This window comes from Halomonas binhaiensis (assembly GCF_008329985.2).
GTDB lineage: Bacteria > Pseudomonadota > Gammaproteobacteria > Pseudomonadales > Halomonadaceae > Halomonas > Halomonas binhaiensis.
This window is the reverse complement of the sequence record NZ_CP038437.2, coordinates 3,433,243-3,458,514: the sequence shown is the minus strand read 5'-3', so window position 1 is coordinate 3,458,514 and position 25,272 is coordinate 3,433,243. Positions and strand designations below refer to the sequence as shown.

Below are 25,272 nucleotides of genomic sequence, written 5' to 3'. Positions count from 1 at the left end.
CGAAGTGGTTCGCACGCGCAGGCATTTATGCAGTGTTTCCAAACCGTGTGGCTAGCAAATATCGATCGTCAACAACGTCATATTTGCGGAGACCATATGAGTCAGCCCCTGAATCCTCGTACACCATACGAGGTCAGTCGACAGGCATCCGGGCATGCTCTGCTCAACTGTACGGTCAAGGAATTGGCCATCCCGGGAGGACTGCTGAGCTATCAGTGGCCTGCCAACCAGGAAGGGCTTCCAGAGTTGAGTCATGGAATCCCTTTGTTGATCGAATGGCCCAATGGGCTTTCCCTGTTCGTGCTGGTCGACAGGAAATCTACCCTGGGCAGTCAGTACTATCTGTCGGATCTGTATCTGCGTGATACAGCGAGTGCAGCCTGGCAAGTGCCGGAGTTTGCTGCACTTGCTGGCGCGCTGGTGGAAGCCTGTCAGCACCTCGAGGATGGCTGCAGCAACGCAGAACTGCTGGACCAGATCTGCCAGAGCCAGGATGTGATGCACGATATCGTGCAGCATGCCGGCGACAGCCAGTCACCGTTGCAGGACTACCCCGGCAGCGAGCATGGGCTGTGGTTCGGCCATCCCAATCATCCTACGCCCAAGGCCCGGCAGTGGCCCCCCGAACTCGATGCTCGCCGTTATGGCCCGGAGTTCCGTCCCGACGGATGCTTGTATCAGTTCGAGGTGCCGCGGGACGGCCTGCACATCAATGCCAATCGCATCGATGCCGAGGCAGTGCTGGCAAGTGTGGCCGATCAGCGTCATGCCGCAGATGTCGAGCGCGCGGTGATCAGCATGCATCCCGTGCAGGCGGCGCTGTTCAAGCAGGATTCGCGAGTGGCAGCGTTGTTGCGTGATGGCGTATTGCGCGACCTGGGAGAGACCGGCTTTGCCGCGACGCCGACGGCGTCGATGCGTACCTGGTACATCGCGGATCATCCTTTCTTCATCAAGGGCTCCTTGAATGTGCGCATTACCAACTGCGTACGCAAGAACGCCTGGTACGAGCTCGAAAGTACCCTGGTCATCGACCGCATCATGCATCAGTTGATGGAGCAGCGAGATCCTGCCCTGGCGGCGCTGTGTGTGTCCCAGGAACCGGCAACGCTGCACTGGGCGCCTGCCTGGGCAGATGAAGAGACCCAGCTGTGGTTCCGTGAACAGACCGGCATCATCCTGCGCGAGAACTTCTGTCGTCAGGAAGGCGCCGAGAACTGCCTGATGGCAGGCACGCTGTTCGCCCGCGACACGGGGCTGGTGCCTTTGGCACCTGCCTTCGTCGCAGGCGCGAGTTCGACGGGTGAATCAGAACTGCCGAGTGAAGAGGCGCTGATGGCCTGGTTCGATGACTACCTGCATGGTCTGGTCCAACCGGTGCTGGCGCTGTTCTTCCGCCATGGCATCGTCATGGAACCTCATCTGCAGAACTGCGTTCTGGTGCATCAGGATGGCCGTCCGCAGCGGGTACTGCTGCGCGACTTCGAAGGCGTCAAGCTCACTGACGACAAGGGCGTCGACTGGCTCGCAGGAGAGCGCAACCTGCCTTCCCGAGTGCGTGAGTCGATGATCTACAGCCGCGAGAAAGGCTGGCAGCGCATCGCCTACTGTCTGTTCATCAATCACCTTTCAGAAGCCGTTCTGGCATTGAGCTGGCAGCGTCCCGAGCTGGGCGAACAGCTTTGGGCGCAGGTCTTCGTCGAGCTCAAGCGGGTACGTGAGGTGCTGGCAGTGGACGCACCGGAACTGGATGCCCTGATTGCCGGTGAAGCCCTGCCGTGCAAGACAAACTTCAAGCTGCGCCTGTCGGCCCAGGCGGACCGTCAGGCTCAGTATGTCCGTCTGCCCAGCCCGTGGCATACGGAAAAACGCAGGGAGGCAATTCATGCGTAAGGAAACACTATTCGAGCATATTCCTGAGCACATTGTTGCGGCCATCAAGCAGCGATCTTCTCAAGAACGTGACCCTCTGGCGGCGTTCTTCTATGACCTGACCGCTCTGGCTGAACATGCCCGTGGACTCAAGGCTGCATTGCCTCGAGGTGTGGAGCTGTTCTACGCGATCAAGGCCAACAGCGAAGCGCCGATTCTGGAAACTCTGGCGCCCATCGTCGATGGCTTCGAGCTGTCGTCCGGTGGTGAAATCGCCCGCGCACTGGGCTGTTCCCAGAGCAAGCCTTGGGTGCTGTCCGGGCCGGGAAAGCTGGATTCGGACATGGAACAGGCCATCGCCGGTGGCATTGAAGCCTTTCATGTCGAAAGCCTCAACGAGATCGCCCGCCTGCAGCGGATTGCCGAGCGAGCGGGGGGAGGGAATGGTGGAAAGATGCAGAAAGTGCTGCTACGCATCAACCCATCATTACCCGACACCTTCGGCAGCCGCCTGAAGATGGCCGGCGCACCGACGCCTTTCGGTATCGACGAGAGTGACCTGGGCGAAGCGGTACGTGCCGTGGAAGCCGCCAGTCATCTTGAGCTGGTCGGATTCCATATCCATGCCATGTCGCACCAGAAGGATGTCACACGCCATCGTGAGCTGATTGCCTTCTACCTGTCACGCTGGCCGCAGTGGTGTGCCCTGGCCAGTCGCCCCGAGACACTGACCCAGCTCAACGTCGGCGGTGGCATCGGGGTGAATTATCAAATCAATGCTGCTGGCCAAATCAATGACGCCAGCCAGATTCATGACGACAGCGAACAGTTCGATTGGCCGCTGTTGTGCCAAGGCATCGAAGAGGCGTTGGCGCAGATCGACAACCCACCGCGCCTGCGCTTCGAGATCGGCCGCTTCATCAGTGCCTTCTGTGGCTACTACGTGATCGAGGTGCTGGATCAGAAGACCAGCCATGGCGAGCATTTCCTGGTCTGCCGGGGTGGCACCCATCAGTTCCGCCTGCCAGCGGCACAAAGCCATGATCATCCTGTGATTCACCTGCCTCTGAGCGGTGCAACACCGGCAGCCCAAGTTCAGGCCCAAGCCCATGACTGGACCGTGGTGGGGCAGCTGTGCACGCCCAAGGATGTGCTCAGCCGAGGCCAGCGCATGCGAGGTGTCGAGGTCGGCGACCTGCTGGTGCTGCCGCTGGCGGGCGCCTATGGCTACAACATTTCCCATGCGGATTTTCTGTGTCACCCGCGTCCAGCACAGATCTTCGTGCAGGAGCCTGAAACAGATAACGCGCCTGCCGAAGCTAAGAGCTCATTGGCCTCCTGCGTCTGACGTATTTATCAAGCGTATTTATCAAGCGCGTTCATCAAGAAGGTTATGTATGTCATCCAATGAATCATGTGCGCCACTGCCGTTCACCGCGTATTCCCAGTGGCGCCACTATGCACGCATTCAGCAGCGTGTCATCGGTCAGTTGTTGCAGACACTGCTTTACGAGGACGTACTGAGCTATCGTTTTGTACCTCACTCTTTCATCACTGACAGCTCTGAGCCTGGTAACGGCGAAACCAGCGATATCAGGTCTGGCAATGGCCGTTTCCTGGTCGAACTGGGCGCGGTGAATTACGAGGTGCATGGCTGGTTGTGCGACAGTTTTGAGCTGGTCCGCCTGGACCACTCCACTCTTCAGCGCATATCAGCCCAGCGTATGTCAGCCCATGGCGAGCCTGAACAGCCGGATCTGCACGCTTTCCTGGCGGATCTCAAGGCCGCACTGGGCGACCAGGCCACGCAGCCGGGATTCGTCGAGGAACTGGAACAGACGCTGGTCAAGGACCTGCAGTCCGCCGCCGAGTACACAGCATTCTCTGGGGCTTTTTCTCAGTCGCTGAAGGCTTCCAATACGCTGAAGGCTTCCAATACGCTGAAGGCTCCCCAAGACCTAGACGCCGACGTTCTGGAGCAGTACTTCACCGACGCGCACAGTTACCATCCTTGCTACAAGTCACGCCTCGGCTTTTCGCTGGACGACAACCGCCGCTATGGGCCGGAGTTTGGTGCCGACATCCGTGTGCTGTGGTTGGCAGTGCCCAAGCAGTATGCACACTTTTCGGCGGTAGAAAGGCTCGATGCACAGGCGTTCGTTGCTGCCCAGGCTGGCGAGGAAGTACTGGCCCGCCTGGAAGATCATCTGCAACGTCACCAGCTGACGCGGGAGGAAGTGGTGCTGCTTCCCGTACATCCCTGGCAGTGGCAGAACAGCACGGTCCAGGCACTGCATGCTGAACTGGCGCGTGGGGAAGTGGCATGCCTGGGCGAGGGCGATGCGCCCTTTACCGCCCAGCAGTCGATTCGCACCCTGGCACCGAAAGACAGTGGCAGGGCCTACCTGAAGTTGGCGATGAGCATCACCAACACCTCCAGCACGCGAATTCTGGCGCGTCACACAGTGACCAACGGCCCCATCGTCACCCAGTGGCTGCAGAGCCTGATTGCCAGCGACGAGACCGCACGCCGTGCCGGCTTCGTGATTCTCGGTGAGGTGGCTGGTGCGGCGCTGGATGAACGGGCCTTCCCGGCGGCACGTTATCCCAAGGTGTACGGCACCCTGGGAGCCATCTGGCGCGAGAATGTCGCCAGCTATCTGCAGGATGGCGAGCAGGCGGTGCCGTTCAATGGCCTCAGCCAGCACGAGAAGGATGCCGAAGGCTCGCCCAGCGTGCCGTTCATTGGCCGCTGGATCGAGCAGCACGGCCTCAAGGCGTGGACGCAGCAACTGCTCAACGTCTCCATTGTGCCGATCATCCATATGCTCTATGCCGAAGGCATGGGCATGGAGTCCCACGGCCAGAACATCGTGGTCATCCATCGCGATGGCTGGCCACAACGGATTGCGCTCAAGGACTTCCACGATGGCATTCGTTATAGCCCGGCGCACCTGGCACGCCCGGAGCTGGCTCTCGACCTGGAGCCTGTGCCGGCGAGCCATGCGGCGCTGAACCGCAACTCTTTCATCATCACCGATGATGTCAATGCGGTACGCGATTTCTCCTGCGATGCCTTCTTCTTCATCGCACTGGGAGAAATGGCGATCTTCCTGCGTCGTTACTTTGACCTCGCTGAAAGCGAGTTCTGGGCCATGGCCGCCAAGGTCATCATCGATTACCAGAACGCCAACCCGCAGCATCGCGAGCGTTTTGCACTGTTCGACGTGTTCGCGCCGACCTACGAAGTGGAAGCGCTGACCAAGCGTCGTCTGTTCGGTGATGCCGAAGCCCAGATCAAGATCGTGCCCAACCCGCTGGCCCCGTTCCGGCCTCAGGATTTGCCTGTGGCTCATGAGCCAGAAGAGACGGCCACATGCTGAGGCCCAATCGACTCAAGCGTGCACTGGCGGAAGGGCAGGAAGTGTTCGGAGTGATGGCGTCCCTGCCGGTAGCTGCCTCCATCGAGCTGATCGCTGAAGCCGGTTTCGACTTCGTGATCATCGATACCGAGCATGTGCTGATCAACCCGGAAACCATCGAGCACATGATCCGTACCGCGGAAAGCTATGAGCTGACCCCGCTGGTGCGTGTGGCTGACAGTGACGCCAAGGTCATTCTGCGTCTGCTCGATGCCGGTGCCCAGGGCATCGTGATGCCCCAGGTGGAAGATGCCGACACCCTGGCCCAGGTGGTGGCCGCAGCAAAATATGCGCCACTTGGCCAACGCAGCCTGAATGCCGGGCGCCCAGGATCCTTCGGCAAGTTTCCGCTCAAGGATTACGTCGGGCGCGCCAATGACGAAATCATGGTGATTGCCATGATCGAGAGCCGCGCTGGGGTCGACAACATCGATGCCATCGCCGCCGTGCCAGGGCTGGATCTGATACTGGAAGGCGCTGCGGACCTGTCCCAGTCACTTGGCGTGACCTGGGACACCCAGCACCCGAGTGTCATGCAAGCCCTTGAAACAACACAGCGTGGTGCACAGCGCCACGCCATTCCCTATTGCGCTTTTCTGCGCCATCCGCAGGCCCAGGCCGCATGGCGGGAGAAAGGTGTGCATGCCTTCATGCTCGGTGATGAGCGAGGCATTGCATTTCGCGCCCTACAACGTGCGCTTGCGAGCGCCAAGGAATCCCAGGAGTGATCAAGATGAGTGCAAGCAACGCACAGCAATATGCCGAAACCCAGATCCAGCAAGCATTGGTGGATGGACTACTGGCCGAGGGCTTCTTCGACAAGGTCGAAACCGAGTGGTTTAGCGCACAGGAAGCTGAAAGCCTGATCGGCCAACTGCCGGAATACCACCAACTGGTGTCTGATTCTGCACAGCGGTTATGGCGCTGGCATTATGACGCCAAGGCCGGGCTGGCCCTGGTCATGCTGCTGCGTCCGGGGGTTACCCAGGCCTGGGAAAAGGTGCCGGGCAGCCGTGTTCTCCAGCAGCGCCAGCAGGGCCAGGCGCTTGCCTGGGAAGCACTGACGCCTCAGCGTCTGATACGTGCCGTGTATCAAGGCATGAATGCATTGACTGACACTCTCGATGCGGACGAGCTGACCGCGGGCCAGCAAGTGTTCCTCGATGCGCTTGCCGTCAGCGAATGGCAGACTGCCTCTTCCGTGGACCACCGGGTGGATACGCAACGACTGCTGGAGCGTTCTCCGGCGGAGTTCTTCGCCATCATGGAGCAGTGGGCCTCGCTGCTGGATCGCCCCTATCATCCCACGGCCAAGGCCAAGGAAGGCATGGACGAGCAGGAATATCGTGCCTACATGGCCGAGTTTGCCCAGCCTGTCGGCCTGCGCTGGGTAGCCATTCCCAGAGAGCGGATGCTGTGCGGTGCCGGTGTCGCCGAAGGTGACCAGGGCCCCGTTGCCTGGGTGGCCGATGAAGGGCTGCGCCAGCGTCTGGATGCACAACTTCGTGAACGCGGCCTGGCCGACAGCCACGTGGCGATTCCCGTACACCCCTGGCAACACCAGCATGCCTTGCCCAAGTGGCTGGCAGAAGACTTCGAGGCGGGCCACTGCGTGACACTGGAGGTGAGCGATGAGCGCTGGCTGCCAACGTCGTCGCTGCGCTCCATGGCGCCCGTGGATGGTTCCGCCCACTACTTGAAGCTGCCGATGGCCATCTATTCCCTGGGGGCGTCGCGCTACCTGCCGGCGGTCAAGATGCTCAATGGCGACCTCAGCGCTCGCCTGCTGCATCAGGCCAGAGCCAAGGATACCCGCCTGGTCGAAGGGCTCCACTTGTGCGACGAAGGCAAGTGGTGGGCCTACATGCCGCCCGAGGCGACGCTGTTCGACGAAGCGCCGCGTCACCTGTCTGCCATGGTGCGTAGCTATCCGCAGGCACTGTTGGATGACCCCTCGTACCGCCTGATTCCGATGGCAGCGCTGGGCACGCCGCTACCGGAAGGTGGTCACCACTTCTTCGATGACTGGTTGGCGCAGCGTGGTGAAGCCATCACTGCCCAGACCGTGAGTACGCTGTTTGGCGAGTTGTGCGAGTGCTTCTTCGACATCAATCTGCGCATGTTCCGTCTCGGCATGCTGGCGGAAGTGCATGGTCAGAACGCTGTGCTGGTATGGAAGGACGGCCGCTGCGATGGCCTGTTGCTGCGTGACCACGATTCCCTGCGCATCGCCGTGTCTCGCCTTGAACAGCATGGCATGCAGGACCCGTGCTACCGGATCAAGAAGGGCCACTCCAACACGCTGTATCACGATGACCTCGAGGCCTTGCTGTTCTGGATGCAGACCCTGGCCATCCAGGTCAACCTGAGCGCCATCATCGATACCCTGGCGGGGCACTACGAGATCGATGCTGCGTCGCTGTGGCAGGTGATGGCACAGGCCATCGACACGCAGATCGAAGCCATTCCGTTCGAAGATGAAGATCGCGCCATGCTGCGTGAAAAGCTTCTCAATGCTCCTGGCTGGCCCTACAAGCTGCTGATCGCTCCGATCATCGAGCGCGCTGGCGGCCCCGGCAGCATGCCGTTCGGCAAGGGCGAGACCACCAACCCTTTCCGCCAGGCTGGCTGTGCGGCTTCTCATGATCGGAAGATCGATACCGAAGAAAACGTGGCCAAGGAAAGCGAGGCACTGGAAAGAAAGAGCTTGGAGCGCGAAGCCCAGGAGAGCGTGGCATAAGCCGGGCTTGATCAACCGCTGACGAGTGAGGCACCTCGGTTCTCCGGGGTGCCTATTATCGGAGATATACCTAAATGCAGACCGCAATCTTCGACAAGATGGAGTCTGAGGTTCGCACCTATTCGCGTTCTTTCCCGGTAGTGTTCACCGCGGCAAGGGAGGCGAGGCTGACGGATGAGCAAGGCCATGAATACATCGACTTTCTCGCCGGGGCAGGCACGCTCAATTACGGGCACAACCACCCGGCGCTGAAACAGGCCCTGCTGGAGTATCTCGCCGGTGATGGCATCGTGCATGGCCTGGACATGTGGACGCGGGCCAAGCGCGATTATCTTGAGACGCTGGAATATACCATCCTCAAGCCGCGGAACCTGGAGTACAAGGTCCACTTGCCGGGGCCGACCGGGGCCAATGCAGTGGAAGCGGCGATTCGCCTGGCGCGCCTGGCCACGGGGCGGCATAACATCGTGTCCTTCACCAACGGCTTCCACGGCGTCACCATGGGCGCGCTGGCCTGTACCGGTAACCGCAAGTTCCGCGAGGCCACGGGTGGCATTCCACTGCAGGGCACCAGCTTCATGCCCTTCGATGGTTATCTGGGGGATGGCAGCGATACGCTGGGCTACTTCGCCAAGCTGTTAAGCGATGCATCCAGTGGCCTGGACCTGCCCGCGGCAGTGATCGTGGAAACCGTGCAGGGGGAGGGCGGTATCAATGTCGCCAGCGTTGCCTGGCTCCAGCAACTGGAACGCCTGTGTCGTCAGCACGGCATCCTGCTGATCGTCGATGATATCCAGGCCGGCTGTGGTCGGACCGGCAAGTTCTTCAGCTTTGAACATGCCGCTATCACCCCGGATATCGTCACCAACTCAAAGTCCCTGTCCGGCCTGGGCCTGCCGTTTTCCCAGGTGCTGATGCGGCCTGAACTCGACCAATGGAAGCCGGGCCAATACAACGGTACCTTTCGTGGTTTCGGACTGGCCATGGTCACCGCAACGGCAGCATTGAGAACCTTCTGGCGCGACAATACGCTGGAACAGGAAGTGCAGCGCAAGGGCGAACGGGTGGCCGAGCACATGCAGCGCATGGCCGCATGGCTGAATGGCCAGGGCATTGCCGCATCCGAGCGCGGGCGTGGCCTGATGCGCGGGCTCGATGTAGGTGACGGGGCCTTGGCCGGTCGCATTACCAGTGAAGCCTTCCGCCAGGGCCTGGTCATCGAGACCAGTGGCCATGCCGGGCAGGTGGTGAAGTGCCTGTGTCCGTTGACGATCAGCGATGATGACTTGCTGGCGGGGTTGGAGATTCTGGAAGTCAGTATCAAGAAAAGTGTGGCATTGCATTCGGTAGCTTGAGGGAAACACTGCATAAATGCCTGTGCGTGCGAATCACTGGGCTATAGCTGCCATCCATGGCGGCTATCCTTCGGGCCATCCGATGGATGTTCCAATTCGTTCCTGACGAATTGGTGCGCGGTGCTCACAATCCTCACCTATACCCTATAGGCTCCGGTTGTTGCGCTCCGTGCGCCTTGTGCGACCCACATGGATGTGGGAAGTGCGATTGTTCGTCTGGAACGAACATAGCCTTCATCCCGCTCGGCTGATTTATTCAGCGTTTCCTGAGATAGCGCTTTCCCCAAAGAATGAATCCCCGGGAGTGTGGCACTCCCGGGGATTTTTTTGATCTCTCGGATGCTTTAGTTTGAATACGCATAAGTATGCTTATTAAAGCATGTCGATAAGTGAGCCTTCAGGAGAGCTTTATGGCCAGCTTACTGGATCGCCCAGAAGACGCCGTGTCCGCCACTGCCATGGCACGTGGCTTCAGTGCAAAACTGAAAGAGGTCTCTACGCGGATGACCGACAGGCTGGTGATCTTCAAGGATAACCAGCCTGCAGCGGTGTTGATGAACGTACAGGCATATCAGGACATGATCGATGAGCTTGAGGATCTGCGCATCGAGGCGGTATCCCGAGACCGGCTGGCCACATACGAGAGTGAACCGGCGATTAGCCACGAGGATATGCGGGCGCTCTTCGGCAAAGAGGAGTAACTAGATGGCATGGAACGTCATCTATGTTGGATCGATCATCATGGAAGGCCACATAGCAATCTCGACACCAGGTAGTTCAGTGTACTCACTATTGTGACGGACATTATCCAACAGCTCTTCATAGGTTGGATTTCCCGCCTGACTCATGATGCCGATCCTTGTTCTGTCACAGTGGCATTCCTTTGCCATCCATGGGCATCAGTTCCAGGAAACCGGCTTACCCTCGGCGTCCACAAAGTCGATAAGAGCGCCTCGAGCACGGTAGAAGAGATCCTCCCTTGGCTTGACAGGTGTGGTGTCGATTCCTGATAGGTCGGCACCCGGAGCACACAGCCGTTCCACTTCCTCCGGCCAGTAGAACTTTTCTGCGCGCTTACGCAATGCCCAATCAATCAGCGGGCCACCGGCCAGGAAGTGTAATACCTTCAGCAGTGGACCACGTGACATGGGTAGGTATGGTTCACGGATTTCCTCACCAGGAGACAGCTTTTCGGAATCGGGCTGAACCGCCTCTAACCCCCGTTCCATATAACGGCGGTAGAACTCGAAGCGGTGCATACAGCCTTCTGGCCCGTGATCACGGAAATCCAAAGTAGCATTGGTCCATGTAGGCTTTTTATGGATTTGTCGAAAATGTTTGTCACTTAACCGAGAGTATGCTTCTGGCTCAACTGGTAGGAAAAGCACCAACTTGCCACTAGTATCAATGCCTGTTCGTAGGAATGGTACCACATCGTGCCACGCAAACGTTTTTGCTTTGCCTGAACCATCCCCAATATGAACCAACTGTGCATGACGATTGAAACGTACTCCTATCCCGGAAGCTCCAAACCATGCCCAGAGAAAAACTATCCATGGAACAACCAAGAAAAGCGCACATCCAAATAAGAAGTCGCCCCAAGTTCCAATATCGAATATTAATCCATGCAATAGTACAATCACACCTATGTTATGCCATGCCCCAAATAGAAGATAAAGCAAATGAGCTCCTTCTATTGGTTGGCCTTTCTTAGGTTCCAGAAAATATTCGTTAAAGCGTTCCTGATTGGAGAGATCATCATAAAACGCCACATCCTCCGGCCACATAGCAATCTCGACACCAGGTAGTTCAGTGTACTCACTGTTGTGACGGACATTATCTAATAGCTCTTCATAGGTTGGCTTTCCCGCCTGACTCATGATGCAGAACCTTGCTCTGACATTGTGGCATTCCTTTGCCATCCACGGACATCAGTTCCAGGAAACTGGCTTGCCCTCGGCATCCACAAAGTCGATATGAGCGCCTCGAGCCCGGTAGTAGAGATCCGTCCTTGGCTTAACTGGCGAAGTGTCGATGCCAGAGAGATCTGCCTCTGGAGCACACAGCCGCTCCACTTCCTCCGGCCAGTAGAACTTCTCGGCCCGCTTATTCAGCACCCAGTCAAATAGAGGTCCACCGGCTAAAAAGTGGAGTACCTTGAGCACCGGACCGCGAGACATGGGCAAATGCGGTTCACGGATTTCCAGGTCGGAAGGGAGCTTTTCTGGATCAGGCTGCACGGCGTCCAAGCCCTGCTCCATATAACGACGGTAGAACTCGAAGCGGTGCATGCTGCCCTCGGGGCCATGATCACGGAAATCCAAAGTGGCATTGATGACACGGGGCTTTTTGATAGTTCGCCGAAAACGCTCATCACTCATCCCCTCGAATTCTTCAGGGGCGAAGGGTACAAAAATATCTAACTTACCACTCGTGTCGATTCCCGTACGTAAAAATGGTACAGCATCTCTCCATGCAACTGTTCTCGCTTTGCCTGGGCCTTGACCGATATGTACCAACTGAGCTTGTCGATTAAAACGAACTCCCCCCCAACTAGAAGCAAACCAGAACAAGGTAAAAACAAGCCAAGGAAAAGGAACGGAAAATACCAATATTAAGAAAAACTTCCCCCATCCCGCTCCATCTACTATAAGCGAGTAGAAAGCGACAAATAAGCCAATGTTATGCCACGAGCCGAAAAGCAGGTAGAGAATATAGCTCCCCCCTAATGGCTGACCTTTTTCTGGCTCCAGAAAACGCTCGTTAAAGCGTTCCTGATTGGAGAGATCATCATAAAACGCCACATCCTCCGGCCACATAGCAATCTCGACACCAGGTAGTTCAGTGTACTCACTATTGTGACGGACATTATCCAACAGCTCTTCATAGGTTGGCTTTCCCGCCTGACTCATGATGCAGATCCTTGCTCTGACATTGTGGCATTCCTTTGCCATCCATGGGCATCAGTTCCAGGAAACCGTCTTGCCCTTAGCATCCACAAAGTCGATATGAGCTCCCCTGGCACGGTAGAAGATATCTGCTCTCGGCTTGACAGGTGTGGTGTCGATGCCGGAAAGATCTGCTCCTGGAGCACACAGCCGCTCCACTTCCTCCGGCCAGTAGAACTTCTCGGCTCGCTTGCGCAATGCCCAATCAATCAGCGGGCCACCTGCCAAAAAGTGAAGCACCTTGAGCACTGGACCACGTGACATAGGCAGGTGTGGTTCACGGATTTCCAGATCGGAAGGAAGCTTGTCGGGATCGGGCTGTACTGCATCCAACCCTTGCTCCATATAACGGCGGTAGAACTCGAAGCGGTGCATACAGCCTTCTGGCCCGTGATCACGGAAATCCAGAGTGGCATTAATTCCAGTTGGTTCTCGATGTATGCTACGAAAATGTTTATCGCTCAATCGAGTATACAGCTCAGGATAAATCGGGAGGAAAAGTTCCAGCCTTCCCGACGTTTCAATACCACTACGCATAAATGGCATGACATCACGCCAGGCATAAGTCCGAGCCTTACCCGGCCCCATCCCAATATGTACAAGCTGAGCTTGGCGATTAAATCGAACACCTCCTACTTTTGCTGCCCACCAAAGGGCTAAAAAAATCAGCCAAGGGAAAAGTAAAAAAAGCGCACAGCCTATGAAAAAATCGCCCCAGGTACCGATATCAAATATCAACCCATGCAGAAGAACAATCACCCCTAAGTTATGCCACGCCCCAAAAAGAAAATAGAGTAGATACCCCCCTTCAGGTGGTTGTCCTTTTGCAGGTTCGAGGAATTGCTCATTAAAGCGTTCTTGGTTGGAGAGGTCATCGTAAAAAGACACGTCCTCTGGCCACATGGAAATCTCGACACCTGGCAATTCGGAGTACTCGCTGTTACGGCGGACATTTTCCAGCAGCTCTTCATAGGTCGGTTTGCCTAACGATTCACTCACGGTGCCGATCCTTGTTCTTTCTGTCGGGCATTGAACTTTTCCAACTGCTCTCGCCGCTCTTGTTCACGCTGCTTCTCAGTTGCTTCGTCATACAAGATGAATTCTTCATCCGCAAAGCGGTTGGGCCAGTAACTAATCTCGATATTGTCGCCCATGGCCCACGTCTGATAGGTCAACTTGCCATAACCGTCCTTGCTTTCGACCAGTGTGGAATCAGAGAGCCGAGTCGCAACTTTCACCTTACTGTGGTGAATGAGTTGGAACTGACTGACCTGAGGCTGCCACCCCGGAAAGATGACGGTTACCTCGGTATGGCCATCTTCCACAACGCCTGACATTGCCGGGTCCCAAATCGGAGCACTATGTTCGACTTCGAAATGGGGAGCCTGAAAGAGGCGGTAAAACTGGCGTAGCTCTTCAACCTCGTTCTGGCCAAAGACATCCTGCAATGGATAACCATCACTGTTATTGCCAGTTCCCCAGTAGCTTCGGCCGATCCAGTCGGTGAATTTCTGTTCTGCTACCACTTGATCATGCCAGGCACGTATTCCGGTATAGAGCGCGTCGAGACCTAGAATCACCCAACCAACTGTGCTAGCACTAATGGCAGTCACTCGAAGGGCTGCACTACTTCCAGCCTGAATACCTCGAGTTAGAAGGGTATTGCCAGACATCTCCACAGCAGTTCCCATAACTCTATTAAACGACCTTGCTTTTCCTAATAAATGAGCAGCTCCAACACCTGTCTGGCCAAATTTCATCAGAGAACCAGTCAATGTCAAAGTACGAGCATCTCCAGACTCCTCACGAGAAAGGATATAATCATATGTGCTTGCCAGTAATGCACTTGCCGCTGCAAAGGCAATGGCCCAGTTGCCCACCCGATCAGCAACCTGTGCTGCGCGGCGACTTGCCTCGCGCCCCTGCTCTACCATCCTGACGTCACGGCTCCAGCCGGCACCCGCAGCCAGAAGGCCAGTACCAGAAGCACCTACGGCCAGCATTGCCGAGCCGAGATTAAGCGAGTTGGCCAGGGCCTGGCCGTCCTTGTCACCCCACTGCCTGATGGCCTTCCCCACACTATCCAGTGAAGCCCACATGCCCAGGCCACCCAAAAATCCTTTAGCCCCGTGCCAGAAATGCACATGGGCTTTCAACGCGGCCTTGAGCGGGGTGTATTGGCTACTGCCATCGACATCGAGTTTCTGGGTGCGTAGCAGATAGAGTGGATCGTTGGCCGCTTCGGTAGGGCGGAAGGCTTGGTGTGTCGAGCCCCCAGCCACATGGGCAAACCAGCTTCCGACCTTGCTGGCCGGCACCTGCTCGGGAATAACGGCTTCTCCAAACAGGATTTCCAGCATGGCTCGCCATGAAGAAGGCCAGAAGGTTGTAGCTGCACCACTGGCAGGCCTTGTTAGCGCGGTGACGACCATACCCAATTGGGCGGAAGCGGCATCATCTGGCAACTGGTTCAGCACCCGCTGCAAGCGTGACAAGGCTTCACCGACACTGTTATCCACCAGGGTGCGGATCTGGGCATTGCCCAAGGACATGGGTAATTGAGGCTCAGCCAGGGCTTCGTCGAAACGCTTCTTGGCCGTGGTCGCATCCTCGCTCACATACGCTTCGACCAGCGGATGCCCCAGCAGGGCACGATAGAACAGGCTATTCACCAGTGGCCGTTCACCGTCCAATTGCGCTTTCAGGTACTCCTGGCCCTGTTCATCATGGAACAGCCCGGTCAGGGTATGCGCCACCACTACACGCAGATCGAGATAGTTGGTGTCATCGGTTTCGTCATACAGCTCCAGCATGGCATGGTAGCGTTCCTGCAAACCTTGCCAGTCATTCCACTGCTCAGCCGCAGCGGTTTCTACCTGCTGTGCGAGCTCTTTCAGGCGTTGCTGAAACTCTTGCTCGAAGGCTCCTGCCTCCTGAGCGCGGTAATTACTCAAGCGCTGGTTACGTGCCAATTGCCCCTGGGCATCGGCAACCACTTCTGGGGAGAGGTCCACACCAGTTTGTTCACGCACCGCTTCCCGAATGTCTTCATCTACGCCTATCTTGAGATGGCGATCATAAAGCTCGGAATATCTGGCATCGCCAAGCCGCTCAATCATCTCCTTGACGCGGAGCTTACGGGCGTTGTCACGGCAATACTCACTCAGCGCTGTCAGTTGGGTGGCCAAGCGGTGATTGAGCTCACTCATCACCCCAACGGGATCGTGGAGCACCACGGCCAGAGGCTCTATGTCCTCACGCTCACCATTGAAGCGCTTGAAGAAGCGGTTCAGTGTCGACACCGCCAGGCTGCCATTCGGTGCCTCAGGACGGCTTTCACTCCAGGACAGATTGGCGGGGTTACGGATATAGTGCAGTTCACCTTGCATTTCCGGGACATAGCGACCGTCATCGAGAGTGCCGGAGATCGGCAAGACGTCTCGTTGACCTTCGGCCAACTGATCGGTACGCACGCGGGTCAAAACCTGACCGCTCAGTTCATCCAAGCGTCCGGTCAGGGAGTCGATGGTTTCGGTCGTCAGCAGTGTATCGGTCACCATTAGGTAGATGGTGTTCGTGACCTCGATTTTCGGCGCAGGCAACCAGGGGGTGATCACGGCTCCCATCGGGAACAGAAAGTCATCCTGATCCCCGAACTCACTCTTCTCAGCCGCTTTGGCCGCTAGTTCCTGCGGAAGTGGCGAGAAGCAGACATCTTCCGTGACCTGATACACAAGATGCTGGAGCTCATCCCCATCCATATAGAACAGGTAGACGATACTGCGTGGCCGTAGCAGTCGCAGACCATACGTCTTACCTTCTGGTCCACCGGGGTATTCCGCTACAGATAGGTTGCCCAAGGAGTCGACACGGCAGCTTTCTTCCGTCAGCCCGTATCGAAGCGGATAGAGTGGCACGCAGTCCACATCATCCGGTACCACGACATCGACATCACCTTCTTGCGAAGTCGGAGTGATGGTCCAATGGGTTGCATACTGGCCGGACCAGTCCCGTCTACTCAGTACCCAGCGTTCATTGTAAATAGCAGGATCCATCTGCCTTGCCTCCTCCCGTTCATCTCAACACGGAACACTACACAATCACTGAGGCTTCGCAACATACCATGTTGTGAGAGGCAGAGGTGGCTGGGAACCAAAAGGATGATATCCGCCGAGTTTTGCGCAGGAATCGGCACAACCAATCCGGTTGGCCATCCTCATTTCTATGTCGATAGAAGTGGATCTGCTTCTGGTGCATCACTTGGCGTTGTGCTTAGCTACTTCGCGTGCGTCGCAAACCAATGCGGATAGGCTTCGGCAAGCTCTTGGCGGCGGCGGTCTTCCTGGGCCTGCTTGTCGATGGCCTGTTCCAGCAGGGAAGCTGCACGGTGCGGCGGCACCACGAAGATGCCGTCGTCATCCCCCAGCACCAGGTCGCCAGGGTTGATGCTGACGCCATCGATGGCGACCGGGACGTTGATCTCGCCTTCAAGCTCCAGGGCGCGCGTCGTCAGCGGACTGGTACCGCGTGAATATACGGGAAGCGCCAGGCGTGACAGATGGTGCCAATCGGTGATTGCCCCCGACGTCACTACACCAGCCAGCCCCTTGCGTAGCGCGGCATAGGCACGCAGTTCTCCCCAGCAGGCACGTCTGTCATCGCCGGACATGTCGATGACCAGCACATCCCCAGGACACGCCATCAGCAAGGCCTGGCGAATGATGCTGCCGTCGATATGCGGAATCCTCACCGTCAAGGCGGTGCCGAGCATGCGGATCGGACGCCGTATCGGCTGCAGCGAGGTGATGGCACCGAAATCGGTGAAGTGGCCCAGCGTGGACGTGGCGATATCCTGGAAGCGCTGCACCAGCTCCGCAGGAATCCTTTCTTCGCGTGGTCGAATATGAAACGACTGAACATGAAATGACGGTTCGTGTGACATCGGCAACGTCCTATTGGCGAATCCGGTACAGCAGGTAGACGAAAAACGGCGCACCGATACCGGAAACGAAGATCCCGGCAGGCAGGTCCCGCGGCAGGAAGGCCACCCGGCCCAGCAAATCGGCATACAGCACGATCAGACCTCCGACCAGTGCCGATACCGGCAGCAGCAGGGCGAAACCCCGTCCGATCAGGCGGCGGGCGATATGCGGGGCGACCAGGCCAACGAAGCTCAGGCCGCCGGCGAAGGCCACGGCGGAGCCTGCCAAGGCCACGCTGCAGATCATCATCAGCAGGCGGCTTGTGGTGACATTGACGCCCAGGCCGGTGGCGGTGTCGTCGCCCAGGCTGAGCGTATCCATATGCCGGGAGTAGAGCAGGGCGAGGGGGATGAAGAGAACCAGCCAGGGCAGCAGGCCCTGTATGTCCCCCCACTGGGCCGCGTAGATACTGCCGGTCAGCCACACATAGGCATTCATGGCCAGGGTATCGTCGCTGAGCACGATCAACAGCGTGGTCACCGCTCCCATGGCGGCGGAAATGCCCACCCCGACCAGCACCAGGCGTGTCGGGGTCATGCCCTTTCTCCAGGCCAGGGCGAATACCACCAGCGCTGCCGCAAAGGCCCCGAGAATGGCGGCAACAGGCAGCCACAGCATGCTCAGTGTGGTGCTGAGCGAGACCAGAAACAGTACCGCCGCGACCGAAGCGCCACCGGTGATACCGATCACATCCGGTGACGCCAGCGGATTGCGTACGATGCCCTGCAGAATGGCCCCGGCACTGGCCAGAGCCGCACCGACCAGGACGGCCAGCACGATACGCGGCAGGCGCAGTTCCCAGATGATGAAACCGATATCGCTGGAAGCTGGCGCGACGAGGGCATCGAGTACCTTGAGAGGGTGGGTAGGATAGCTGCCGAGGCTCAGCGACAGCCAGGCACTGGCCAGCAACAAGGCACCCAGACTGAGAAGGATGTACAGGGCGCGCTGTTTGGCATGTTGCGCAGGGTAGCTGTTTCTGCCACTGCCGCGCATGTTCAGTGTCTGGTTCATGTGCTTTTGGCTGATGTGCTCTTGGCTCATGCTGCCTGGAGCCTCCTGCGGGCAATGTAGATGAAGAAGGGGGTACCGAGCAGAGCGGTCATGACCCCGACGGGGATTTCCTGAGGGGGGATCACGAAACGTGCCACGACATCAGCAAACAGCAGCAGGCCAGCACCGAGCAGCATGCAACCAGGCAGCATCCAGCGGTGGTCCACGCCAAACAGACCTCGGGCCATATGCGGCACAATCAGGCCGACGAAGCCGATCATGCCGGCCAGTGCCACCGAACTGCCGGCAAGCAGAATGACCACGAGACCGAGCAGCAGCTTGATGACATTGGCGCTCAGGCCGAGACCCTTGACCACATCATCACCCAGCAGCAAGGCATTGGCATGCCGCATCAGCACCAGGCAGAGCACGGCTGCGCTGAGAAACAGCGGCAGCAACGGAGTGAGCATGTCCAGTTCGCGCCCCGACACGGATCCGGCCAGCCAGAACAGCACGCTCTCGAAGCCTTCCTGATCAATGATCAACAGCCCTTGGCTGAACGATACAAACAGCGCGGTGACTGCGACTCCGGCCAGCACCACACGTAGCGGTGATAACTCACCATGGCGGCCACGGCCGAGCAGGTAAACCACAGCGGCGGCAATACAGGCACCGAACAACGCCGCCCACACATATTGAGAGGGCGAATGCAGGGGCAATAGCGTGACGGAGACCACCACGAAGAACATGGCGCCGGCATTGATGCCGAGGATGCCCGGGGAGGCCAGCGGATTGCGTGTCATGGTCTGCATCAGCGCCCCGGCGACGGCCAGGCTGGCACCGACAATGGCGGCGATCATGGCACGCGGCAAGCGTTCGCTGCGCACGATGATCTGGTCGATGTTGGTGGGATCATAGTGCAGCACGGCATCGATCAGATCAGTCGCGCTGATTGCCGTGTGCCCGAGAGCCACACTGGCGACAAAAGCGATGAGGGCAAGCAACAAGCCACAGGCCAGTCCCGTGAGTTTTGCCAGTCTAGTGGTCAGCACCTACGACTCCTCTTGTTGATGCTTTTTCCAGGCCATTCTCAAGGTCATTCTCAAGGTCATACAGCGCGTAGAGATCATCCAGCACCGCATTGGCGGCGAGGATGCCGCCGCCCATCAGCCAGGTCACGGGGTCTGGCTGGTAGACACGCCCGTGCTGAACGGCATCCAGTTGCTGCCACAGCGGATGGGATGACCAGCGGCGATAGTTGGCCTGAATGGCAGGGTCTGACTCGTCCATGAGGATGAACAGCACATCGGCGTTCATCACCGGAATGTTTTCCATGCTGGTCAGCTTCATGCCCCAGCCCTGGTCCTGGAAAGCTTTCGGTTGGAGAAAGCCGATCTCGTCAAGAATGGAACCGGCGAAACCGGTGCTGTAGACCCGCGCATGGTCACTCTTGAAGCGCACCACAGCGGCCTTTTGCGGCCACTCATCGCCAAGCTTGGCGGCAATCTTGCTGCGGAAGTCCGCGATCCTGTGTTCCCAGTCCTGCAACAGTGCCGTGGCCTGCTGCTCGCGGCCGGAGGCTTCTCCCATCAGTTGCAGCGTGCCCTTGAAGTCGAACACACTGCGCTGGGCCACGGTGGGGGCCATCTTGTCGAGCAGTGGCTTTACCTGGGCATGGCGGAAACGGGTTGCGATGATCAGGTCAGGATTCAGCCAGGCGATCTTCTCCAGGTTGGGCTGGGTTTCCAGACCGACGTGCTCGACATCCTTCAAGGCCGGGCGCAGATAGCGGTACATGGGCTTTTCCAGCCAGGAATCGACCACGCCGACCGGAGTGATACCCAATGCGACGGCCGTGTCGGTAGCGCCTTGATAAAGGGTGATGACGCGCTGGGGAGTGCCTTCGATGCGAGCTTCCCCGAAGTCATTCGCTATCGTACGTACATGATCAGTACGCACTTCACCCGTTCGCGCATCACCCGTCGTAGCGGACAGGGCGATGCCTGGCATGGTCAGCCCCGCGAGCATCAGCCCTGCTAGTGCCGATCTCAGCAGCACGCGGTGCATTAACTGCAAAGCCATCGTTGTTTTCTCTTGCTCATGGATGGGTTTGGTAGCGTGGTTCTTCTTTCTGGTCTCGATGGCTGCGCAGGGACAGTGCCAGAGGAATGGCCAGGCAAGTCATGAAGGCCAGCACCAGGAAGGCTTCGCTCGATGTCTGGGCACTGGCTTCGGTCATCGGCACGCCCAACGCCAGCTGATGTGAGACGCGCAGCTCATAATACAACGACAAGGCCACGATCCCGACCGATGACAGCAGGCGACGGGAAATATTGTTCATCGCCGAACCCTGTGCCACGGCGTCGTTGGGCAAGTCATTGAGGCCAACCGTGGTCGAGGGCAGATAGGCGAAGCCTTGCCCAATGCCACGCAAGGCCATCAAGGCGCCTGCCATCCACAACGGCGCGGCTATCTCGAGCATGCCCATGCCTGCCAGGCTAGCGGTGGTAACCACCAGGCCCGCGGTGATGACCCAGCGGGGTGAATAGCGATCGATCAAGCTACCGGCATAGGGCGAGCAGCAGGCCGCGGCGATGGCGGTGGGCAGGAAGATCAGACCGGTAGCCAGTGCACCGTAGCCCTGGGCATGTTGCATCCATAGCGGTATGAGCAGGATACAGCCGAAGGTCACCACCGCCTGAATGCAGGCGATGATGACGCTGGCACGATAGCGTTGAACCGCGAACAGCCCCAGGTTGAGCAGGGGATGTACCACGCGTTTTTCCACCCAGACGAAGACAGCAAGCGCAACGCTGCCCAATACGAGGGGGACAAGGTGGTCGAGTGACAGCAGGTCTTCCAGGGTGCGCATGCTGCCCAGCGCGAACAGCACGCCGCCCATGCCCAGGGTGACGAAGAAGAAGCCGTAGAAGTCGAAGCGCCTTTGCCGATTGGGAGCTTCGTTGGGCAGGTAAAGATGGGCGCTGACCAGTCCGGCCAGGGCGAAAGGCACGTTCATCAGAAACAGGGCGCGCCATTGGTGGGTGACTTCCAGCAGCAGGCCCCCGACCGTAGGTCCAATGGCAGGTGCCAGCATGACCGCGAAGCCCCAGATGCCACTGGCCTTGCCGCGCTGGTCGCTGGGGTAGGCGGCAAAGATCAGCGACAGCGACAACGGGATCATCAGGCCTGCAGCAATGCCCTGGATACCTCGCGCCAGAATGATGCCGCCCAATCCTTGGGCGGCAGCGCCTGCCAGTGAACCGGCCAGGAACAACCAAAGGCCCAGCAGGTAGATACGTTTCTTGCCGAAGCGGTCGGCGAGATAACCGGTCATGGGCATGGTCATGCCCATGCTGATCAGAAACAGCGTCACCACCCAACTGACCAGCACGGCACTTGCCTGGAAGGTGTCCATCAGCTCGGCCACGGCCAGGTTTAGCGCACTGTTGTTCAGGCTGACGGTGAAGGTGCCCAGCAGTACGCTGATCAATACTCGACTGCCGTGCATTTTCACCTGGGACATGGTCTCTCGTCTTTCGCCTTTGCTTGTGTTTTTGCTGGTCTGTCGTGGGCGTTGCGCATTTTCGATCACAACGTTTCCGGACGCGGAAGAATGGCATACCGCAAAAGTTAATGCAAAGCATTATCAACTAATCAAGAGCGCCTTGATGACGGCGAATCAAGCGTTGGCACCTGTGATGGCGTGTCGGGCAAGCAAGCTTTCCTCGGCCTGGCGGATATAGCGTCCCGCCATGCTTTCCGAGACCCCAAGGCGCTGGCCAATGACCCGTTGAGCGAGACCATCGATGCGGTGCCACAGCAGGGCATTGCGCAGATGCTCCGGCAATTGCGTCAGCAATAAGCGGATACGCTCCAGGCTTTGTCGGGCATCGCTGACATGTTCCGGCGTGGCACGTGGACAGGCCAGGCATAGCGCAGGATCGTCCAGGCCGATGCAGGCCGGGCGTGCGCCTTCGCGACGGTAATGATCGATGACAAGGTGGCGAGCCACCCGGTAGAGCCAGGCCCGCGGCTCGTGAATGGCAATCAGGTCCTGCTGTGATTGCAGGCGTACAAAGACATCCTGACACAGGTCTTCGGCCAGGTGGCGGCAGCCCAGCTGGCGCGCAAGATACTGGCGCAGCTCATCGGCATGTTGGCGATAGAGAGCTTCGATGTGAGGGGCCTGCATGTTGTTCCTCGGTTGAGATTTCATGGTGCAGTGGAGCTTTTCGTAACGCCTGATTCAGTAACGCTTAGTCAGTCACGTTAAGTCAGTAACGCAAGAGGCCACGGGGCCTGAGGCCACCGTGGCAATGGGTAATGCAAGTTGTTGTCAGCAAGTTGTTGTGAACAAGCTTGTCGTCATCAAACTTGCTGTGATCACCCGGGCATGACTTCATCCTCAAGCTGGGGCCGTTCTTGAGACTGTTCTTGAGACTGTTCTTGAGACTGTTGTGGAGATGGTTGTTGAGATAGCTGAGGTCGGAACTCGGCGATCGGGTTGTCGAGTTGCCCGGCAAACTGCAGGTTGGCTGCCGGGTCGGCCAGGTCGATCATCTGCTGATGATCACGCAGCTGCAGGCGGTTGAGGCAGGACAGGGTGAAGCGCGGAGCGAACAGGTCGTGGCGCTGGAACTTGTCGGCAAACTGCGGATGGTCCTGCTGGTAATCGATGATGCACTGGGCGACCTGCTGCCAGAAACGCGATTCATCGATGCAGCCATCGTCGACCAGGATGGCGGCGACGAAGCGCAGGAAGCAGTCGAACACATCCGTCAGCAGCGACAGCACCTTCAGTTCCTCGGGCACTTCCACGGCAATGCGTGCGACTTCCTCCGGCAGTTCGACCTCGGTATTCATCAGGCCGATTTCCTCGGCGATATCCTTCATGATCGCGCGCACCGGGACATGGTCCTTGAGCTGCAGGATCAGGTTCTCGCCATGGGGCATGAACACCAGGTCGTGGGCATAGAAGCAATGCAGCAGAGGGCGCAGGTAGGCCCGCAGGTAGCGGGTCAGCCAGGCCTCGGCAGACAGCCCGCTGGCGCGGATCAGGCGTGGCAGCAGCGCGCGGCCTTGATGATCCTGGTGCAATAGCGCCGCCATGGTCGTCAGGCGGTGTCCGTCGGTGGTGAAGCGTGCCGGGCTCTCGCGCCACAGGGCAGAGAGCATCTTGCGATAGCCGCTGTACTTGTCGAAGTGGGCTTCGATGATATCGCGGCGTACGCCGATGGCAGCCTGCTCGCGCAGCACACAGAAGCCCTGAGCCTTGAGCTCGGGATCATTCTCGACCAGCGCATGCACCCAGTCGTTGATGGCGGGCGTATGCCGCATGTAATGCGGTGACAGCCCACGCATGAAGCCCATGTTGAGGATCGACAGTGCCGTCTTCACATAGCGGCGCTGAGGCTGGCTGATGTTGTACCAGGTACGGATCGACTGCTGCGGGCGATAGACATCAAGCCCATGGCCCAGGCACAGGATGCGCTGTTCGGCCACTTCGGCGGCAAAGGTGATGGCCAGCTTGTGGCTCCACTGCCAGGGGTGCGTGGGCATCAGCAGATAGTCATCGGCCTTCAATCCGTGGCTCTCGATGCGGGCATGGAAATCCTGCACCTGCGCCTGGCCGAGTTCTTCTTCCATGACCTGGTGATAGTCCAGCTCGGCACTGCAGCTGAAGTGGGCGCAATCCTTGTGGACGGCCAGCCACACCAGGGAGGCATCGCTGCCAGCCTCGGGGGCATAGGCGTGGAAATCCACGGCATCGAAGCCCATGCGTCCGCTGTTGGCCACGAACACCGGATGACCTTCGATCATGGCCGCTTCCAGGGTCTGGAATTCGGCATCGACCAGCGCATCCGCATCGTGGCGCTGAGGATCCAGCTTGTAGGCCAGGGCAAACAGCGTCGCCGAGACTTCCTCGAGGTAGACCGGCAGCATCGGCACCTGAATGCCCAGCGGCTGACGGAATTCGTTGATGAACTGCTGGGCATCGATGGGCAGTTCCTGGCCATCGGCCTGACGGCTGAGGCTATCGACATCGATCAGCCAATGATCCAACGCTAGGCGGCGGGCAGTGAAGCGATAGCAGACTCGCTGGTCCGGGCTGTGCAGTTGGTAGGGCTGTGGGGCGGAAGGATCAGCATTGGCGGCAGACAGGGAAACCGGCGATAGCAGGCGTTCGTGGCTGAATTCGGCAATGGCCTTGCGTACCAGGTGACGGTTGGCGGCGGCCCAGCGTTCGGGCGTCAGGTGTGCGCTGCTGCCGGTCATGTGCAACTGGGCATCGGCGCTCAGCCTGGGCGAGCGTGCGGCAATGGCATTGGCCAGGTCGTTACGGGTGGCCATGCCCAGCCAGGCAGTCTTTTCGGCCAGTTGAATCTGGCGCTGGTAGCGGAATCCCACATGCTGGTTGAGCGGGTGAATGGCGGCATTGTTGACGTCCGGTTCCACCACCACGCGACGCGTATCCGCAGATTCGAACAGAAACGTCATGATGGTGGTGATAACCGCACGGCTGAAACCGGAAACAGGCGTTTCTGCCGGGGCCACCAGAAAGTGCATGCCCACGTCGCCGGGCTCGACCGCATAGTGCTCACCGAGCGGGTCGTGGCGTGGGTCATAGATTTCGATCAGAAACGCCGGCTGACCATTGCACAGGCCCAGCCAGCCCTGCGCGTGGGCACTGTGCTGCATGTCGCGGTAGAAGCCGCTGACCTGAAGCGTGGAGTGTCCTTGCATGCCCCAGAAGCTGGCGCGGGGAGCACTCACCCAGGCATGTACCAGATCGATATCCTGATCCACGTCCAGCGGGCGAATCGCCAGTTGCCCGATACCTGGAACATGGCGCTGGAAGACCGGACGCAGGGTCGGGGTTGGTTGGTATAGAGCCGGTTGATAAAGGCTTGGTTGATAAAGGCTTGGTTGAGAATGAGACGGTTGAGAAACAGACAT

18 protein-coding genes are annotated in these 25,272 nt (G+C 58.5%); 7 read left to right on the top strand and 11 right to left on the bottom strand.

The features are described from left to right. The first annotated feature begins 96 nt into the window (after positions 1-96). From E4T21_RS15135 to E4T21_RS15105, 7 genes are all read left to right on the top strand, one after another. Positions 97-1,893: an IucA/IucC family protein gene (locus tag E4T21_RS15135; RefSeq protein WP_149285850.1), complete on the top strand. Its 1,797-nt coding sequence runs from the start codon at positions 97-99 to the stop codon at positions 1,891-1,893. Next, complete coding sequence (locus E4T21_RS15130) at positions 1,886-3,220, top strand: type III PLP-dependent enzyme (RefSeq protein ID WP_149285849.1); 1,335 nt, start codon at positions 1,886-1,888, stop codon at positions 3,218-3,220. The genes E4T21_RS15135 and E4T21_RS15130 overlap by 8 nt, the downstream gene beginning before the upstream one ends. A gap of 49 nt (positions 3,221-3,269) precedes the next feature. Beyond that, positions 3,270-5,255: an IucA/IucC family protein gene (locus E4T21_RS15125; protein WP_149285848.1), complete on the top strand. Its 1,986-nt coding sequence runs from the start codon at positions 3,270-3,272 to the stop codon at positions 5,253-5,255. Next, positions 5,249-6,022 carry an HpcH/HpaI aldolase family protein gene (locus tag E4T21_RS15120; RefSeq protein WP_149285847.1) on the top strand — a complete coding sequence of 258 codons (774 nt, stop codon included), beginning with the start codon at positions 5,249-5,251 and terminating at the stop codon, positions 6,020-6,022. Before E4T21_RS15125 ends, E4T21_RS15120 begins: the two co-directional genes overlap by 7 nt. Before the next feature lie 5 nt (positions 6,023-6,027). Continuing rightward, positions 6,028-8,034 carry an IucA/IucC family protein gene (locus tag E4T21_RS15115; protein WP_149285846.1) on the top strand — a complete coding sequence of 669 codons (2,007 nt, stop codon included), beginning with the start codon at positions 6,028-6,030 and terminating at the stop codon, positions 8,032-8,034. Positions 8,035-8,108: 74 nt separating this feature from the next. Beyond that, positions 8,109-9,389, top strand: coding sequence for a diaminobutyrate--2-oxoglutarate transaminase (gene ectB, locus E4T21_RS15110; RefSeq protein ID WP_149285845.1), 1,281 nt, complete (start codon positions 8,109-8,111; stop codon positions 9,387-9,389). 410 nt (positions 9,390-9,799) lie between these two features. Continuing rightward, positions 9,800-10,090 (top strand): type II toxin-antitoxin system Phd/YefM family antitoxin, encoded by a 291-nt coding sequence (locus E4T21_RS15105; protein WP_149285844.1) that lies wholly within the window; start codon positions 9,800-9,802, stop codon positions 10,088-10,090. 198 nt (positions 10,091-10,288) lie between these two features. On the opposite strand, the gene E4T21_RS15100 is transcribed toward E4T21_RS15105, so the two are convergent. The 11 genes from E4T21_RS15100 to E4T21_RS15050 all read right to left on the bottom strand — a co-directional run bounded on the left by E4T21_RS15100 (position 10,289) and on the right by E4T21_RS15050 (position 25,272). Further along, positions 10,289-11,269 carry a G protein-coupled receptor family protein gene (locus E4T21_RS15100; RefSeq protein WP_149285843.1) on the bottom strand — a complete coding sequence of 327 codons (981 nt, stop codon included), beginning with the start codon at positions 11,267-11,269 and terminating at the stop codon, positions 10,289-10,291. Between the two features lie 51 nt (positions 11,270-11,320). After that, positions 11,321-12,301 carry a hypothetical protein gene (locus tag E4T21_RS15095; RefSeq protein WP_149285842.1) on the bottom strand — a complete coding sequence of 327 codons (981 nt, stop codon included), beginning with the start codon at positions 12,299-12,301 and terminating at the stop codon, positions 11,321-11,323. Between the two features lie 51 nt (positions 12,302-12,352). Then, a complete protein-coding gene (locus E4T21_RS15090; RefSeq protein WP_149285841.1) occupies positions 12,353-13,336 on the bottom strand; it encodes a hypothetical protein in 984 nt (327 codons plus the stop codon). Continuing rightward, on the bottom strand, positions 13,333-16,392 hold the full coding sequence (locus E4T21_RS15085; protein WP_149285840.1) for a toxin VasX: 3,060 nt from the start codon (positions 16,390-16,392) through the stop codon (positions 13,333-13,335). Before E4T21_RS15085 ends, E4T21_RS15090 begins: the two co-directional genes overlap by 4 nt. A gap of 221 nt (positions 16,393-16,613) precedes the next feature. Then, entirely contained in the window at positions 16,614-17,279 is a 666-nt protein-coding gene (locus tag E4T21_RS15080; RefSeq protein ID WP_149285839.1) for an RraA family protein, read from the bottom strand. A gap of 10 nt (positions 17,280-17,289) precedes the next feature. Next, entirely contained in the window at positions 17,290-18,363 is a 1,074-nt protein-coding gene (locus E4T21_RS15075; RefSeq protein WP_240349167.1) for a FecCD family ABC transporter permease, read from the bottom strand. Then, the gene (locus tag E4T21_RS15070; RefSeq protein ID WP_149285838.1) at positions 18,360-19,364 is read right to left on the bottom strand and encodes a FecCD family ABC transporter permease; all 1,005 of its coding nucleotides are present in this window, start codon (positions 19,362-19,364) and stop codon (positions 18,360-18,362) included. Before E4T21_RS15070 ends, E4T21_RS15075 begins: the two co-directional genes overlap by 4 nt. Further along, the gene (locus E4T21_RS15065; protein WP_240349166.1) at positions 19,351-20,394 is read right to left on the bottom strand and encodes an ABC transporter substrate-binding protein; all 1,044 of its coding nucleotides are present in this window, start codon (positions 20,392-20,394) and stop codon (positions 19,351-19,353) included. The genes E4T21_RS15070 and E4T21_RS15065 overlap by 14 nt, the downstream gene beginning before the upstream one ends. Before the next feature lie 16 nt (positions 20,395-20,410). Further along, positions 20,411-21,907: a DHA2 family efflux MFS transporter permease subunit gene (locus tag E4T21_RS15060; protein WP_240349165.1), complete on the bottom strand. Its 1,497-nt coding sequence runs from the start codon at positions 21,905-21,907 to the stop codon at positions 20,411-20,413. A gap of 87 nt (positions 21,908-21,994) precedes the next feature. Then, positions 21,995-22,507 carry an RNA polymerase sigma factor gene (locus tag E4T21_RS15055; RefSeq protein ID WP_149285837.1) on the bottom strand — a complete coding sequence of 171 codons (513 nt, stop codon included), beginning with the start codon at positions 22,505-22,507 and terminating at the stop codon, positions 21,995-21,997. Positions 22,508-22,698: 191 nt separating this feature from the next. Then, positions 22,699-25,272 carry a GNAT family N-acetyltransferase gene (locus E4T21_RS15050; RefSeq protein ID WP_149285836.1) on the bottom strand — a complete coding sequence of 858 codons (2,574 nt, stop codon included), beginning with the start codon at positions 25,270-25,272 and terminating at the stop codon, positions 22,699-22,701.